This is a genomic window from Streptomyces sp. NPDC001985, from assembly GCF_040296845.1.
In the GTDB taxonomy this organism is placed as follows: domain Bacteria; phylum Actinomycetota; class Actinomycetes; order Streptomycetales; family Streptomycetaceae; genus Streptomyces.
Map to the genome: position 1 here is coordinate 1 of NZ_JBEOYB010000116.1, position 14,031 is coordinate 14,031.

Consider the following 14,031-nt stretch of genomic DNA (forward strand, 5'->3'; position numbering starts at 1 on the left):
TCTCCCCCCCGGCCTTTACCCCCATTGCCCCCCCCCCCCCCCCCCCGGGGTTTGGGGGGGGGGGGGGGGGGGGGCCCCCCCCCCCCCCGTTGCCCGCACCATGCGGGCACCTGTCGCGCGGGGGCCGTCCCCAAGCTTCCCCAGAGCTGCCTCCGGGAGGCCCCCCGTCGGCCCGGGTTCGCCCGGGTCGCCCGGGGCGCGGCGGCCGGCCCGTGAGTGCCGGGTGGGGGTGGCGCGGGCGGGACCGGCGGGAGCCCGCACGGTTACCCTCGGAAGAGCCACCCCCCTCCCCAAGGACCCCTCCCGTGCCAGGCACCCCCACCCCACCCCCCACAGCACCCACCCGCACCTGGACACCCCCCGCCCCCACCACCCTCCCCCTCACCCTCACCCCCCTCCGCCGGGGCCCCGCCGACCCCACCTACCGGGCCACCCCGGACGGCGCCTTCTGGCGGACCGCCCGGACCCCGGACGGCCCGGGCACGCTCCGGATCACCGCACGGGACGGCAGGGTGGAGGCACGCGCCTGGGGCCCCGGCGCCGCCTGGCTCCTGGACACCCTCCCCGCGCTCCTCGGCGCCGGGGACGACCCCGGCGCCCTCACCCCGCGCCACCGCGCCGTCGCCCACGCCCGCCACCACCGCCCCGGCCTGCGCCTCACCCGCACCGGACTGGTCCTGGAGTCCCTGATCCCCTCCGTCCTGGAGCAGAAGGTCACCACGGACGAGGCCTACCGCGCCTGGCGGCTCCTGGTGCGGAAGTACGGCGAGCCCGCCCCCGGCCCGGCCCCCGGGATGCATGTGGTCCCCGAGCCCCGCACCTGGACCCTCATCCCCTCCTGGGAGTGGCACCGCGCGGGCGTCGACGACAAGCGCGCCGCCACCGTCATCCGCGCGGCGCGGGCCGCCCGCCGGATGGAGGAGGCCGCGGACATGGAGCCGGAACAGGCCAGGGCCCGCCTGGAACTGATCCCCGGCATCGGCCCCTGGACCTCCGCCGAGACGGTCCAGCGCAGCCACGGCGCCCCCGACGCCGTCACCACCGGCGATCTCCATCTGCCGGGCATCGTCGGCTACGCCCTCGCGGGCGACCGGGACGCCGACGACACGGCGATGCTCGAACTCCTCGCCCCGTACGCGGGCCAGCGCCACCGCGCCGCCCGTCTCATCCTGCTCAGCGGCCGCGTCCCGCCCCGCCGCGCCCCCCGGATGTACCGGGTCGACATCGGGCGGCTCTGACCACCCCCGGAGCGGCCGGGACCCGGCCGGGCGCTAACGGACCTCGATGAACGCCGACGCCTCCCGGACCGGCCGCTGCTTCGGCACCGCCGCCGCGTGCCCCACGGCCACCGCCCCCATCGGGTCCCACTCCCCGGGCAGCCCCAGCACCTCGCGGACGACCTCGCGGCAGAACATCGTGGACGAGACCCACGCCGAGCCCAGCCGCTCCCCGGCGAGCGCCACCAGGAAGTTCTGCACTCCGGCTCCCGTGGCGACCACGAACATCTCGCGCTCGGCGGCGTCCCGGCGCTCGTGCCCGTAGTGGTGGGAGCCCTCCATCACCATGCAGGGGACCACCAGATACGGGGCCCGGCGCAGCACCTCCCCCCGGCGCACCCGCTTGGCGATCGACTCCTCCGACTTCCCGTCGCGCCGCAGATCCGCGATCCAGGCGTCCCGCATCGCGTCGAGCAGCCCGGCGCGGGCGGCGGCGGACTCCAGCAGGACGAACCGCCACGGCGTGGTGTGGTGCGGCGCGGGCGCGGTCACCGCCGCCGCGACCGCCCTGCGCACCGCCGCCGGATCGACCGGCTGGTCGGTGAACTCCCGCACCGTGCGCCGCTGGGTCACCGCCTCCCGTACCGCCTCCGACGTACCGAGCCGGAACATGTCATCGGCCGCGTCCCGCACCAGCGCGCGGGCGTCGTCGTCGCCCCCCACCAGGTGGGCGAGACCGCGCACCACGGCGACCGGCAGCCCGGAGCACTTGCCCTTGACCAGATCGCCGGCCGCGGCCAGCTCATCGGCGGTGGCGATCACGGTCGCGCTCAGCGGATTCCCGTGGGAGTCCGTCCCGCCGCGCAGATCGTCCAGGACCCGCACGCCCGCCGCCCCGATCGCGACATCGGTCAGCCCGGCGCGCCAGGGCCGCCCGAAGGTGTCGGTGACGATCACCCCGACCTCCACGCCGAGGGCCTCCCGCAGCCCCGCGCGGATCGCCCGCGCCGACGCGTCGGGGTCGAGCGGCAGCAGCAGCACCGTCCCGGCCGGAGTGTTGGAGGCGTCGACTCCGGCCGCCGCCATCACCAGCCCCTGCCGGTTCTCGACGATCCGCAGCGGCCCGCGCCGCGCCACCACCCGCACGGTCTCGGCGTCTATGGCGGCCTCACGGTCGTCGGCGGTGACGATCCGCCCCTCCGCCTTGCTCACGATCTTCGAGGTGACCAGCAGAATGTCCCCGTCGGCCAGCTCCGGCCCGGCGGCGGCGATCAGCCCGGCGAGATCGTCGCCCGCCCGCACCTCGGGAAGCCCGGTCACGGCCCGGACCGAGAACGCCGGAGCCCCGGCCTCCGGGGGCCCGGCTCCCTCGGGAGCCGCGCCGGCCGCGGTCCGTTCCCCTGTTCCGTACGGCGGTGTCATCCCCGGACCTCCTCGGCCAGCGCGAGCGCCTGCCGCGCCATCTCCGCCGCCGCGTCCGCGTCCGTCATCAGCAGCGGGACCGCCCGGCAGCGGATTCCCGCTCCCTCGACCTCGGCGACGGCCGCCGCGTCCACCGTGTCGACCAGCCAGCCGTCGAGCAGCCCCGAGCCGTAGTGCGAGGCGACCGCCGAGGCTGTCGCCTCCACTCCCACGGCGGTGAGCACCTTGTCGGCCATCCCGCGCACCGGCGCGTTCCCGACGATGGGGGAGAGCCCCACCACCGGGACCCCGGCCTCGGCGATCGCCTCGCGGATGCCCGGGACCGCGAGGATGGTGCCCACGCTGACGACCGGGTTGGACGGCGGGAAGAGGATCACATCGGCGGCGGCGATGGCCTCCAGCACCCCGGGCGCGGGTTTCGCCTGGTCGGCGCCGACGGGCACCACGGCCTCGGCGGGCACCGAGGCCCGCAGCCGCACCCAGTACTCCTGGAAGTGGATGACCTTCCGCTCCCCGTCCAGCTCCACCGCGACATGGGTCTCGACGCGGTCGTCGGACATCGGCAGCAGCCGTACGCCCGGGTTCCAGCGGGTGCAGAGCGCCTCGGTCACGGCGCTGAGCGGGTAGCCCGCGGAGAGCATCTGGGTGCGGACGATATGGGTCGCGAAGTCCCGGTCTCCGAGACCGAACCACTCCGGGCCCACACCGTAGGCGGCCAGCTCCTCCTTGACCCGGAAGCTCTCGTCCGTACGCCCCCAGCCCTGCTCCTCGTTTATGCCGCCGCCGAGGGTGTACATCACCGTGTCGAGGTCGGGGCAGATCTTCAGTCCGAACAGATGGATGTCGTCACCGGTGTTCCCGATCACCGTGACGTCCGCTTCGGGCGCGGCCTTCAGAAGACCGCGGAGAAAACGGGCGCCGCCGATGCCGCCGGCCAGAACCACAATGCGCATGGATGTCAGTGTGTCAGGCGGAGCCTGATCGTCTGTGGGGTGGTGGCCGGGCGACGGGTGGGGCTGTCGGGCGGAGCCTGATCGTCTGTGGGGTGGTGGCCGGGCTCAGGCGGGTACGGCGCCCTGGCACCGCGCGTGCGCCATCGCGGGCACGGCCGCCCCCGGCCGCATCGGCATCTCCGTCAGCCCCGGGTAGTAGATGTGCAGCGACACCGCCGGTTCGAGCGAGTCGTTGACCACCTCGTGCTCGTACCCCGGCGCGAACACCCGCTGCGCGCCCGCGGTGAGCTCCCGTGCGCCCCGCCCGGTGCGTTCGGTGAGCCGTCCTTCGAGGAGCGTGAGCACCCCGGCGGAGTCCCCGTGGCCGTGGAGCCCGGTGCCCTGGCCGGGCACCCACGACAGCAGCCACACCTCGTAGCCGGGGCCGGTGTCGAGCCGGTGGTACCAGCGGCTGGCGGCGTCGTACCGGACCAGCGGGGCCCATCGGGCCCGGTCGCCGGCGATGGAGCGGGCCAGGCCGGCGAAGTCGGCGACGGTCGCGGGGTGTTCGGCGGCGGGCTGGAGGAGGTGCTGCACGGCGAGGATGTCGCCGGCGATCTGGAGGTCGCTGTCGCTGTTCATGGGTGCGGTGGTTCCTCGGCGGAGAACGAGCAGTGCGGACGGGGCGCGGGTGCGGGAGAGCGGGAGCCTCGGGCCGTACGGCATCCGGGGCGGGAGGCCGCACACACGGCTCCGGTGGCGGGCCGTGTGCCCACGGGAACGCGGGGGCGGAGAGCTGTGGAGCGGAGAGCGGGGTGAAGGCCGGAGCGCTACGGCGTCGACGGCATCAACAGCTGGAACAGCAACAGCGCGCCTGGACAGCACAGCGGAACCCGCGGACGGGGGTCGCAAAAGATGCTGAGGTCGCTGACATGCCACCCAAGGTGACGGGTGGGGGTCTTTGATGTCAACTCAATGACCGGTTTGGCGGCAATGTTTCACCTCATACGGTTACGGAATCCGGAGAAAGGTTTGCTCAGCCGGTACAGCGGAGACAAGGCGCAGCAACCGTGCCTGGTCCCGCCCGGCTGCCCATCCGAACGCCGCGTGACCGGACTGTGATCCGGATCGCTTCACTGGCCGGATCGCAACAAGATCGAACCCTGTGTCGTCTTCACTCATGAGAAGGGGGGACGCGAGGGCGTGGAGCAGGCCACCGGCATGTGTCACCTTTTTGGTGATTTGAACACTTTCCGCATAGCCTTGGTTCCGCAGAGTGAATACCGGGCCCAATAGCAGATCCCGGCTTGACTGGCCCGGATCGGCGCACTTGTAATTTCACTCGTGTCGTTTGGCCGAAATCGATCACGCGATCACGGCAACATCACGGGGACGCAGAGACAGACGAGGGGCGCACATGACCGAGCTGTTCGAACAACTGCTGGTCGAGGACGCGGACGACGAAATCGGCTGGCAGGAGCGCGCGTTGTGCGCCCAGACCGATCCCGAGTCCTTCTTCCCTGAAAAGGGCGGCTCCACACGCGAGGCGAAAAAAGTATGCCTGGCCTGTGAAGTCCGCTCGGAATGCCTTGAGTACGCACTGGCCAACGATGAGCGATTCGGAATCTGGGGCGGACTGTCCGAGCGCGAACGGCGACGACTGAAGAAGGCCGCCGTCTGAAAACCGAACGGATATCCAGGATCAGACCGGAGAGACGAATCCGGCGCACCGACCACGGTCCGCCGGCTGCGGCACAGCGCAGCCGGCGGACCGTTTCGCTGCCCGGCCCCCGGCCCCCGGCCCCCGCCCGCCCGCTCTCCCCCGACCCTGACCCCGCCGACCCTGACCCCGCCGCCCCTCCTCCGCGCCGCCCCTCCTCCGCGCGGACCCCCTCCTCCGCACGGACCCCCTGCCCGGTCTGCCCGGATTCCTCTCCGGTTCGGGTCCGGCGCGCCCCGCGCCCACCCCGCCCCACCACCCCGCTTCGTCACCCCGGCACCTTTCCCTACCGTTAGTGTGGGGCCCCGTCCCAGACGCTTCAGCGCCCCCCGAAAGGGCGACCTCGGCCGGAGGGCCCGTACCTCGATGTCCCCCACCACCGCCGCGTACTCCCCAGCACAGCCCCCGGAGTTCCCGCGGCACGTCGTCACCGCCGTACTCGTCTCCCACGACGGCGCGCGCTGGCTCCCCGACGCCCTCGCCGGACTCCTCGGCCAGGAACGCCCCGTGCAGAACGCCGTCGCCGCCGACACCGGCAGCGCCGACGAGTCCGCGCGGCTGCTCACCGAAGCCCTCGGCACCGGCCGCGTACTGCACCTCGCCCGCCGCACCGGATTCGGCGCCGCCGTCGACGAGGCCGTGCGCACCGCGGGCGTCCTCACCCCCGACGACCTCCCCTATCTCAAGCGCCCCAGCAGCTGGGACCCCGTCACCAGAACCTGGCACGACCACGCCCACGAGCTGCCCGAACTGCCCCACGGCGAACCGGTGCAGTGGCTCTGGCTCCTCCACGACGACAGCGCGCCCGAGCCCGACGCCCTCGCCGAGCTGCTGCGCGTCGCCGACTCCGACGATCACGCCGCGATCGTGGGCCCCAAGCTGCGCGGCTGGTACGACCGCAAGCAACTCCTCGAAGCCGGCGTCTCCATCGCCAACAGCGGACGCCGCTGGACCGGACTCGACCGCCGCGAGCAGGACCAGGGCCAGCACGACCAGATCCGCAGCGTCCTCTCCGTCTCCTCCGCCGGCATGCTCATCCGCCGCGAGGTCTTCGAACAGCTCGGCGGCTTCGACCGCCGGCTGCCCCTGATGCGCGACGACGTCGACCTGTGCTGGCGTGCCCACGCCGCCGGCCACCGCGTCCTCGTCGCCCCCGACGCCGTACTGCGGCACGCCGAGGCCGCCGCCCGCGAGCGCCGCACGGTCGACTGCGCGGGCCGCTCCGTCGTCAACCCCCACCGGGTCGACAAGGCCGGCGCGATCTACACCCTGCTCACCAACGCCCGCGGCGCGGCCCTCCCGTACGTCCTCCTGCGCATCCTCCTCGGCACCGTCCTGCGCACCCTCGCCTACCTCGTCGGCAAGGCCCCGGGACAGGCCGTCGACGAGGTCATGGGCGCCCTCGGCGTTCTGCTGCGCCCCGAGCGCGTCATCGCCGGACGGCGCAGGCGCTCCGCCGACCGCACCGCGGCGGCGAGCGAACTGCGCCCCCTCTTCCCGCCGCCGGGCGCCACCGTCCGCGCCACCGTCGAACAGGTCGCCGGCCACTTCGGCGCGGGCGACGACGCCGACGCGACGGGCTCCCGGCACGGCGGCGCCGTCGAATCCGGACCCGGCGGCGACGACGCCGACTATCTGGAGATCGAGCAGTTCGCCCGGCTGAAGAAGATCGGCCGCAAACCGGCACCCGTCCTCTTCGGCCTGCTCCTGCTGGTCTCCCTGATCGCCTGCCGCGATCTCTTCGGCGGCGGCTCACTCGCCGGCGGCGCCCTGCTCCCCGTCCCCGCCGAGGTCTCCGACCTCTGGGCCCGGTACGCGGACAACTGGCACCCCATCGGCACCGGCGGCACCCAGAACGCACCCCCCTACCTCGGTGTGCTGGCCGCCCTGTCCTGGCTCTTCCTCGGCTCCACCGGCACCGCGCTCACCGTGCTGCTCGTCTGCTCGGTCCCGCTCGCCGGCCTCACCGCCTACTTCGCCTCCCGGCCCCTGGTCGCCTCCCGGCTGCTGCGGGCCTGGGCGAGCATCGCGTACGCCTTCCTGCCCGCCGCCACCGGAGCGCTCGCCACCGGGCGGCTGGGCACGGCCGTCCTCGCGATCCTGCTGCCCCTCGTCGCCCGCGCCGCCGTCTCCGCCCACGGACTGCACCGCCCCGGCCGCGGCAGCTGGCGCGCCACCTGGACCTACGCCCTCCTCCTCACCCTCGCCACCGCGTTCACCCCGGTCGTCTGGCCGGTCGCGGCCGTCCTGGGCGTCGGCGTGCTGGTGCTGCGCCGGGGCGACCTCATGGCGTACGCGCTCCGCTTCCTGGCCGCCCTCGGCACCCCACTGCTCGCCCTGGCGCCCTGGTCGCTCACTCTGCTGACCGACCCGGCCGCCTTCCTCCGGGAGGCCGGGCTCGACATCGGCGGCGCGGGCGCGCCGGCGGTCGATCTGCTGGGCACCAGCCCCGGCGGACCGGGCACCACCGGCGGGATCGTCCTCATCGGGATCGTGCTGGCCGCGCTGGCCGCGCTCCTGCGCGACGAGCGCAGGGCCGCCATCCTCACCGCCTGGGCCGTCGCGCTCACCGGACTGCTCTTCGCGGTCCTGGCCAACCGCTCCACCTGGGCCGGGCCCGCGACCCTCGTGTACGGCATCGCGCTGCTCGCCGCCGCCGTGCTCGGCGCCGAGATGGGCCGCACCCGCGTCGGCGCGCAGAACTTCGGCTGGCGCCAGCCCGTCGCCGTGCTCGTCGCCGTCGCCGCGGGGCTCGGCCCGGCCGTCGCCGCCGTCGGCTGGATGGCCGGCGGCGCCGGCGGCCCGCTGGAGCGCCGGGACCCGGTCCAGGTGCCCGCGTTCGTCGCCGAGGAGAGCGACACCCGCGACCAGCCCAGGACCCTGGTACTCGGCGGCACCTCCGCCGCCACCGTCCCGTACACCCTGCTCAGGGGCTCCGGCGGGCGGCTCGGCGACGCCGAACTCGCCGCCGCCGGCGAGGGCGACACCCGGCTGGACAAGATCGTCGCCAATCTCGTCGCCGGCTCCGGAGCCGACCAGAGCAGCCAGCTCAGCGGCTTCGCGATCCGCTATGTGCTGCTGCGCGACGGAGCGCCGCGGCAGACCAGCCGGGTGCTGGACTCGACACCCGGACTGAGCCGCCTCAGCCAGCTCGACGGCAGCTCCCTCTGGCGGGTCGACCGCCAGGTGGCGCGCGCCACGATCGTCGGCGGCGAGGGCGACCCGCTGCCGGTCGAGTCGGACGCCGTCGAGGCACACGCCGAGATCCCGGCCGGCGGCGAGGGCCGGGTGCTGCGGATCGCCGACCGCGCCGACGAGGGCTGGCGGGCCACGCTCGACGGCCGAACCCTGGAGCGGACCACCGTCGACGGCTGGGCGCAGGGCTTCGAACTGCCCTCCGGGGGCGGCAGGCTGGCTCTGACGTACGAGAACCCCACCGGGCACTCGGTGTGGATCTGGGGCCAGGCGCTCCTCGCCCTGGTGCTGGTCGTGCTCGCCCTGCCGGGGCGCCGGGCGCAGAACGACGACGATCTGCCGGACGAGGCGGCCGGCGGTGCGGGCGCGGCCTCGATCCCGGCCCAGGCGGCCGACGGGGAGGGCCGCAGGGCCCGGCGGCTGCGCGCCCAGGCGGAGCCCCCGGCGGAACCCCCGGCGGAGGCGCGGGCGGACGACCGGGCCCCGGCGCGCGGTCCGGAGGAGCCGGGCCCGTACGGGGGCGCGTACCCCGATCCGTACGCCGCTCCGTACCCCGGCGACGGGTACGGGGGCGAGCGGACCCACGGACAGCAGGGAGCCCAGGGAGCGCACGGGCAACCACTGCAGACCGGCCCGTACGGCACGGACGGCAGTCACGGCACCGACGGCACTCACGCCACCGACGACCGGCGCGGGACCGACCCGTACGGCGCGGGCCCGTACGAGAGCGCCGCCCCGGCCGCGCCGGAGCCGTACACCCCGGAGCCGTACACCCCGGAGCAGTACACCCCTGAGCCCTATGCCCGGGAGCAGTACAGCCAGGACCCGTACGCCGACGGCGCGCACCGCGCCGCCGCCCCGGAGGCGTACCCCTATCCGCCCGCGTACGACCCCACGCGCCCCCACCTCCACCCCGACCCCCGTACCACGGACCCCAACGCGACCCCCCGAGGCGACTCAGAGTGAAGCGCACAACCATCTCCCTGCTCGCCACCGCCACCGCCCTCGCCGCGATCACCGGCCTCGCCTCGCTGACCGCGCCGGACACCGGGCGGGCCGACCCGGCGGCCGGGACGCTCGCCCGGCTCCCCGTGGAGCGCTCCAGCCTGGCCTGCCCGGCGGCGGGCAGCACGGAGGTCGCCGAGACCCGGCACACCTCCTTCACCCCGGCGGCCGGCGAGGGCGCCGAGGGGGCCGGGGGGGAGAAGGGCATCGCCGAACTCAAGTCCACCAACGCGGCGATGGCGGAGCGCCGCTCCTCCGAGAAGGCCCCGGTCCGGCCGTCCACCGCGGGGAAGTCCGTGGTCTCGCTGAAGGAGCCGGGCCGGCCCGTGGTCGTCGAGGAGCGCGGCAAGGACGCCCCGGCCCTGGTGGGTCTCGCCACCGGGCGGCTCGCCCCCGGCTGGACCGTCCAGCAGACCACCGCGGTCACGGCGGGCAGCGCGCGCGGGCTGCTCGGTGTGAGCTGCACCCCGCCGGGGACCGACTTCTGGCTCCCCGGCGCGTCCACCGCCGAGGACCGCCAGGACTACCTCCATCTGACCAACCCGGACGACACCCCCGCCCTCGCCGATATCGAGCTGTTCGGCGCCAAGGGCGAGCTGAAGACCACCATCACCGAGGGCATCCCGGTGCCCGCCGGCTCCAGCGTGCCGATCCTGCTCTCCACCCTCACCTCCGAGGTGGCCCCCGATGTCACCGCGCACGTCAGCACCCGCTCGGGCCGGGTCGGCGCGGTGGTGCGCGCCGCCGAGAGCGAAGCGGGCAGCGACTGGATCGCCCCTTCCGCCGACCCCGCCGGCACGGCGGTGCTGCCGGGCATCCCGGCCGACGCGACCTCGGTGCGTCTGGTGGCCTTCGCCCCCGGCGACAGCGACGCCGATCTGAAGGTCGAACTCGCGGGCCCCTCGGGCCGGATCGTCCCGATCGGCGGCGAGAGCCTGCATGTGAAGTCGGGGATGACGGCGGGCCTGGAGCTGGCCGATGTCACCAAGGGCGAGGCGGGTTCGCTGATCCTCAGCCCCGAGCGGGCCGGCCGGGCGACCCCGGTGGTGGCGGCGCTGCGGGTCGTGCGGGGCAAGGGCGACGAGCAGGAGATCGCGTTCATCCCGGCGACCGGGCCGGTGGGGGAACGCTCGTCGGTCGCCGACAACCGGTCGAAGGGCTCGACGCTCTCCCTGACCGCTCCGGGCGCGGCGGCCCGGGTCCGGGTGACCGCGTCGGCCGGTACGGAGGGCGGGGCGCGGACCGTGAAGACGTACGAGGTCAAGGCGCGCACGACCCTGGCGGTCCCGGCACCGGTGCCGGACGGGCTGAAGGGCTCCTACGCGCTGACGGTGGAGACGGAGTTGGGCGGTCCGGTGCACGCGGCGCGGACGCTGGCGCTCCCGGAGGACGGGGTCCGGATGTTCACGGTGCAGACGCTGCCCGACGACCGGGGCCTGGTGTCGGTGCCGGAGGCGGAGCAGGACCTGTCGGTGCTCGACGACTGAGCGGTTCCCGCTCCGGGCTCGCGGCTCCCGCCTCGGGCTCCCGGTGCCTGCTCCGGGCTCCGCCGGCTGCCGTCGGTTACCGCGCGTGGCCGCCGAGCGCCGTCGGGGGCCGCCCGGGTGGTCGCCGAGCGCCGCCGGCGGCCGCCGGTCGCGGTCAGTTGTCGGGGGAGCGGAGCACCCGCAGATGACCCCGGCGGGCCACCTCCATGGGGTCCGCCCCGCGCCGTCCGTTCTGCGGGTCGGCTGTTCTGCCGCCCTGCTGTGGCCGCCCGGCCTCCCGAACGGCGTTGGCGAGGGCCTCCAGATCGTCACCGCTGGGGCGCGGCGGGGCCGAGCCGTCGGTGAGACGGACGACCTCCCAGCCGCGTGGCGCGGTGAGCCGCTCACTGTGCTCGGCGCACAGGTCATAGCAGTGGGGCTCGGCGTAGGTGGCGAGCGGGCCGAGGACCGCGGTCGAATCGGCATAGACGTACGTCAGTGTCGCGACGGCAGGTCGACCGCACGCGGTGCGCGAACAGCGACGTACAGGGCTCACGACGTTGGACGGTACCGCACTCTTGAGCGGGCTGCGACGACTCTCCCCCACGTCACCCCACCGTGTCGTGGTGCGCGCGGGCGCTTCCAAGGGCCCTGGGCGGCTGCTTTGACCTGCGGATGAAGGGGAGTTGGGGAGGGGCGGTCGGAGCGGATTCGGTCAGGACGCGAGGTAAATCAGGTCATTCACCGTACGTCCGGTGATCGTGGTTCTACCCCGAACCGGCCGCAAGGGCAGCCGGAACGCTCAATTGGCGACATGCCGCCGAGAGGGGCCGTTTTGGCGGCGCTTTGGCGCGGGGAGCCGATGGGGGAGGGCCCCGGAGAGCTACGCTGCGTCAGTGATGGACAGTCCCGTACCGCCCCAGCCGAGCGAGCCCAGGCCGCGTCATCGCGACCGTCACGGGCGGGGCATGCGCGGACCGGTCGCGCCGCCCCAGGTACCGCTCTCGGCGAGCCGCGCGGAGGTCTTCGGCGACCTGGTGCAGGACTCGGTCGAGCGGCTGGAGCGGCGCTGGCCGCAGCTCGCCGATGTCGACTTCCTCGTGATGGACGTCCCGGGCGCGCCGGAGGAGACCGTGCCGCTGGGCAGTTCGGCGTCGGCGGAGAAGGGGCGCCCGGCGCGGATCGTGGTCTACCGGCGCCCGGTGGAGATCCGCACCAAGAACCGCGAGGAGCGGGCGGCGCTGGTCCACGAGGTCGTGGTGGAGCAGGTGGCGGAGCTGCTGGGGCTCGCCCCCGAGTCGGTGGACCCGCGCTACGGCCAGGACTGAGGTGTGCCGGTAGTTTGAGGTGACCGCAGAGACTTATCGGAAGGTTGGACCCGTGGCTGCTGATCTGTCACAGATCGTGAAGGCGTACGACGTGCGCGGAGTGGTGCCGGATCAGTGGGACGAGACGCTGGCCGAACTGTTCGGCGCGGCGTTCGTCCAGGTGACGGACGCCGACGCGATCGTCATCGGCCATGACATGCGGCCCTCGTCGCCCGGCCTCTCCGGCGCCTTCGCGCGCGGCGCGGCGGCGCGCGGCGCCGACGTGACCCTGATCGGGCTCTGCTCGACGGACCAGCTCTACTTCGCGTCGGGGCACTTCGGACTGCCGGGGGCGATGTTCACCGCCTCGCACAACCCGGCGCGGTACAACGGCATCAAGATGTGCCGGGCGGGCGCGGCGCCGGTCGGCCAGGACACGGGCCTGGCCGACATCCGGGCACTGGTCGAGCGCTGGTCCGCCGAGGGCGCGCCCGAACCGGCCGCCGAGCGCGGCACGGTGACGGAGCGCGACACCCTCGCCGACTACGCGGCCCACCTCCTCTCCCTGGTGGACCTGTCGGCGATGCGCCCGCTGAAGGTGGTCGTGGACGCGGGCAACGGCATGGGCGGCCACACGGTCCCCACGGTCTTCGGGGCGCTGCCGATCACCGTCGTGCCGATGTACTTCGAGCTGGACGGCACCTTCCCCAACCACGAGGCGAACCCGCTGGACCCGGCGAACATCGTCGACCTCCAGGAGCGGGTGCGCGCGGAGAAGGCGGATCTCGGGATCGCGTTCGACGGGGACGCGGACCGCTGTTTCGTGGTCGACGAGCGCGGCGAGGGGATCTCGCCGTCCGCGATCACCGCCCTGGTCGCCGCCCGCGAACTGGCGAAGCACCCGGGCGGCACGGTGATCCACAACCTGATCACCTCCTGGTCGGTGCCGGAGGTGGTGCGCGAGATGGGCGGTTCGCCGGTACGGACCAGGGTCGGCCACTCCTTCATCAAGGAGGAGATGGCCCGCACGGGAGCGATCTTCGGCGGGGAGCACTCGGCCCACTACTACTTCCGTGACTTCTGGAACGCGGACACCGGCATGCTGGCGGCCCTCCATGTGCTGGCCGCGCTGGGCTCCCAGGAGGGCACCCTCTCGGAGCTGGTCGCCCAGTACGACCGCTACGAGGGCTCCGGCGAGATCAACTCCACGGTCGACGACCAGACGGGCCGCACCGCGGCGGTCCGTGAGGCCTTCGCGTCCCGCCCGGGTGTGACCCTCGACGACCTGGACGGCCTCACGGTCACCACCGACTCGTGGTGGTTCAACCTCCGCCCGTCCAACACCGAGCCCCTCCTCCGCCTCAACATCGAGGCCCGCGACGCGGAGACCCTCGCCGCGATCCGCGAAGAGGTCCTCACCCTCGTCCGCGCCTGACCCTCCCGCCCCTGAAGGGGGCCGTTTTCCCCCACCGCCGGCCGGTGGGGGAAAACGGCCCCCTTTCCGCCTCTCCACCCCCAAAGCCACCCTTCCCCTGCCCGAAAAGGCCCACCCCCCTCCTGCCCTCCCCCGGGGAAACCCCAGCCACATCCCCAGCTCAACCGCCACCCAAGGAGCCGCCACCCCTCAGCCCGTGCCCTCTTCACCCCCACCGGCACCCAATGCGCACCCCTCACCCATCTCAGCCCCGCCGGCGTCCATGGCGCACCGCTCACCCAGCCCCGCCGGCGTTTGAGGCGCGGGGGTTCGGGGGCTGGCCCCCGACGACC

At 74.3% G+C, this 14,031-nt stretch carries 10 protein-coding genes; 6 read left to right on the forward strand and 4 right to left on the reverse strand.

What is annotated here, in order from left to right; all coding sequences use genetic code 11:
* Positions 1-305: 305 nt before the first annotated feature.
* Entirely contained in the window at positions 306-1,238 is a 933-nt protein-coding gene (locus ABT122_RS31415) for a DNA-3-methyladenine glycosylase family protein (RefSeq protein WP_351559199.1), read from the forward strand.
* 33 nt (positions 1,239-1,271) lie between these two features.
* Here ABT122_RS31415 and ABT122_RS31420 read toward each other — a convergent pair whose 3' ends face one another.
* The 3 genes from ABT122_RS31420 to ABT122_RS31430 form a co-directional block, all read right to left on the reverse strand.
* Positions 1,272-2,639, reverse strand: a complete 1,368-nt coding sequence (locus ABT122_RS31420; protein WP_351559201.1) for a coenzyme F420-0:L-glutamate ligase — start codon at positions 2,637-2,639, stop codon at positions 1,272-1,274.
* Positions 2,636-3,592: a 2-phospho-L-lactate transferase gene (gene cofD / locus ABT122_RS31425; protein ID WP_351559203.1), complete on the reverse strand. Its 957-nt coding sequence runs from the start codon at positions 3,590-3,592 to the stop codon at positions 2,636-2,638. The genes ABT122_RS31420 and cofD overlap by 4 nt, the downstream gene beginning before the upstream one ends.
* A 105-nt stretch (positions 3,593-3,697) precedes the next feature.
* On the reverse strand, positions 3,698-4,213 hold the full coding sequence (locus ABT122_RS31430; RefSeq protein ID WP_351559205.1) for a cysteine dioxygenase: 516 nt from the start codon (positions 4,211-4,213) through the stop codon (positions 3,698-3,700).
* A gap of 775 nt (positions 4,214-4,988) precedes the next feature.
* Here ABT122_RS31430 and ABT122_RS31435 point away from each other — a divergent pair.
* The 3 genes from ABT122_RS31435 (at position 4,989) to ABT122_RS31445 (ending at position 10,978) form a co-directional block, all read left to right on the forward strand.
* On the forward strand, positions 4,989-5,252 hold the full coding sequence (locus ABT122_RS31435; RefSeq protein ID WP_006348971.1) for a WhiB family transcriptional regulator: 264 nt from the start codon (positions 4,989-4,991) through the stop codon (positions 5,250-5,252).
* A gap of 405 nt (positions 5,253-5,657) precedes the next feature.
* A complete protein-coding gene (locus tag ABT122_RS31440) occupies positions 5,658-9,452 on the forward strand; it encodes a glycosyltransferase (protein WP_351559207.1) in 3,795 nt (1,264 codons plus the stop codon).
* Positions 9,449-10,978, forward strand: a complete 1,530-nt coding sequence (locus tag ABT122_RS31445; protein WP_351559209.1) for a DUF5719 family protein — start codon at positions 9,449-9,451, stop codon at positions 10,976-10,978. Before ABT122_RS31440 ends, ABT122_RS31445 begins: the two co-directional genes overlap by 4 nt.
* A gap of 154 nt (positions 10,979-11,132) precedes the next feature.
* Here the strand turns inward: ABT122_RS31445 and ABT122_RS31450 are convergent, their stop codons facing one another.
* Positions 11,133-11,564: a DUF3499 domain-containing protein gene (locus ABT122_RS31450; protein ID WP_351559211.1), complete on the reverse strand. Its 432-nt coding sequence runs from the start codon at positions 11,562-11,564 to the stop codon at positions 11,133-11,135.
* Between the two features lie 292 nt (positions 11,565-11,856).
* Here ABT122_RS31450 and ABT122_RS31455 point away from each other — a divergent pair, with 292 nt between their 5' ends.
* Both ABT122_RS31455 and ABT122_RS31460 read left to right on the forward strand, forming a co-directional pair.
* Positions 11,857-12,285 (forward strand): metallopeptidase family protein, encoded by a 429-nt coding sequence (locus tag ABT122_RS31455; RefSeq protein ID WP_351559213.1) that lies wholly within the window; start codon positions 11,857-11,859, stop codon positions 12,283-12,285.
* Between the two features lie 52 nt (positions 12,286-12,337).
* Positions 12,338-13,699, forward strand: a complete 1,362-nt coding sequence (locus tag ABT122_RS31460) for a phosphomannomutase/phosphoglucomutase (protein WP_351559215.1) — start codon at positions 12,338-12,340, stop codon at positions 13,697-13,699.
* The last annotated feature ends 332 nt before the right edge of the window (positions 13,700-14,031 follow it).

Coding starts and splice junctions, on each gene's coding strand:
- ABT122_RS31420 (WP_351559201.1), bottom strand. CDS start 2,639: ATGACACCGCCGTACGGAACAGGGGAACGGACCGCGGCCGGCGCGGCT.
- cofD (WP_351559203.1), bottom strand. CDS start 3,592: ATGCGCATTGTGGTTCTGGCCGGCGGCATCGGCGGCGCCCGTTTTCTC.
- ABT122_RS31430 (WP_351559205.1), bottom strand. CDS start 4,213: ATGAACAGCGACAGCGACCTCCAGATCGCCGGCGACATCCTCGCCGTG.
- ABT122_RS31435 (WP_006348971.1), top strand. CDS start 4,989: ATGACCGAGCTGTTCGAACAACTGCTGGTCGAGGACGCGGACGACGAA.
- ABT122_RS31440 (WP_351559207.1), top strand. CDS start 5,658: ATGTCCCCCACCACCGCCGCGTACTCCCCAGCACAGCCCCCGGAGTTC.
- ABT122_RS31455 (WP_351559213.1), top strand. CDS start 11,857: ATGGACAGTCCCGTACCGCCCCAGCCGAGCGAGCCCAGGCCGCGTCAT.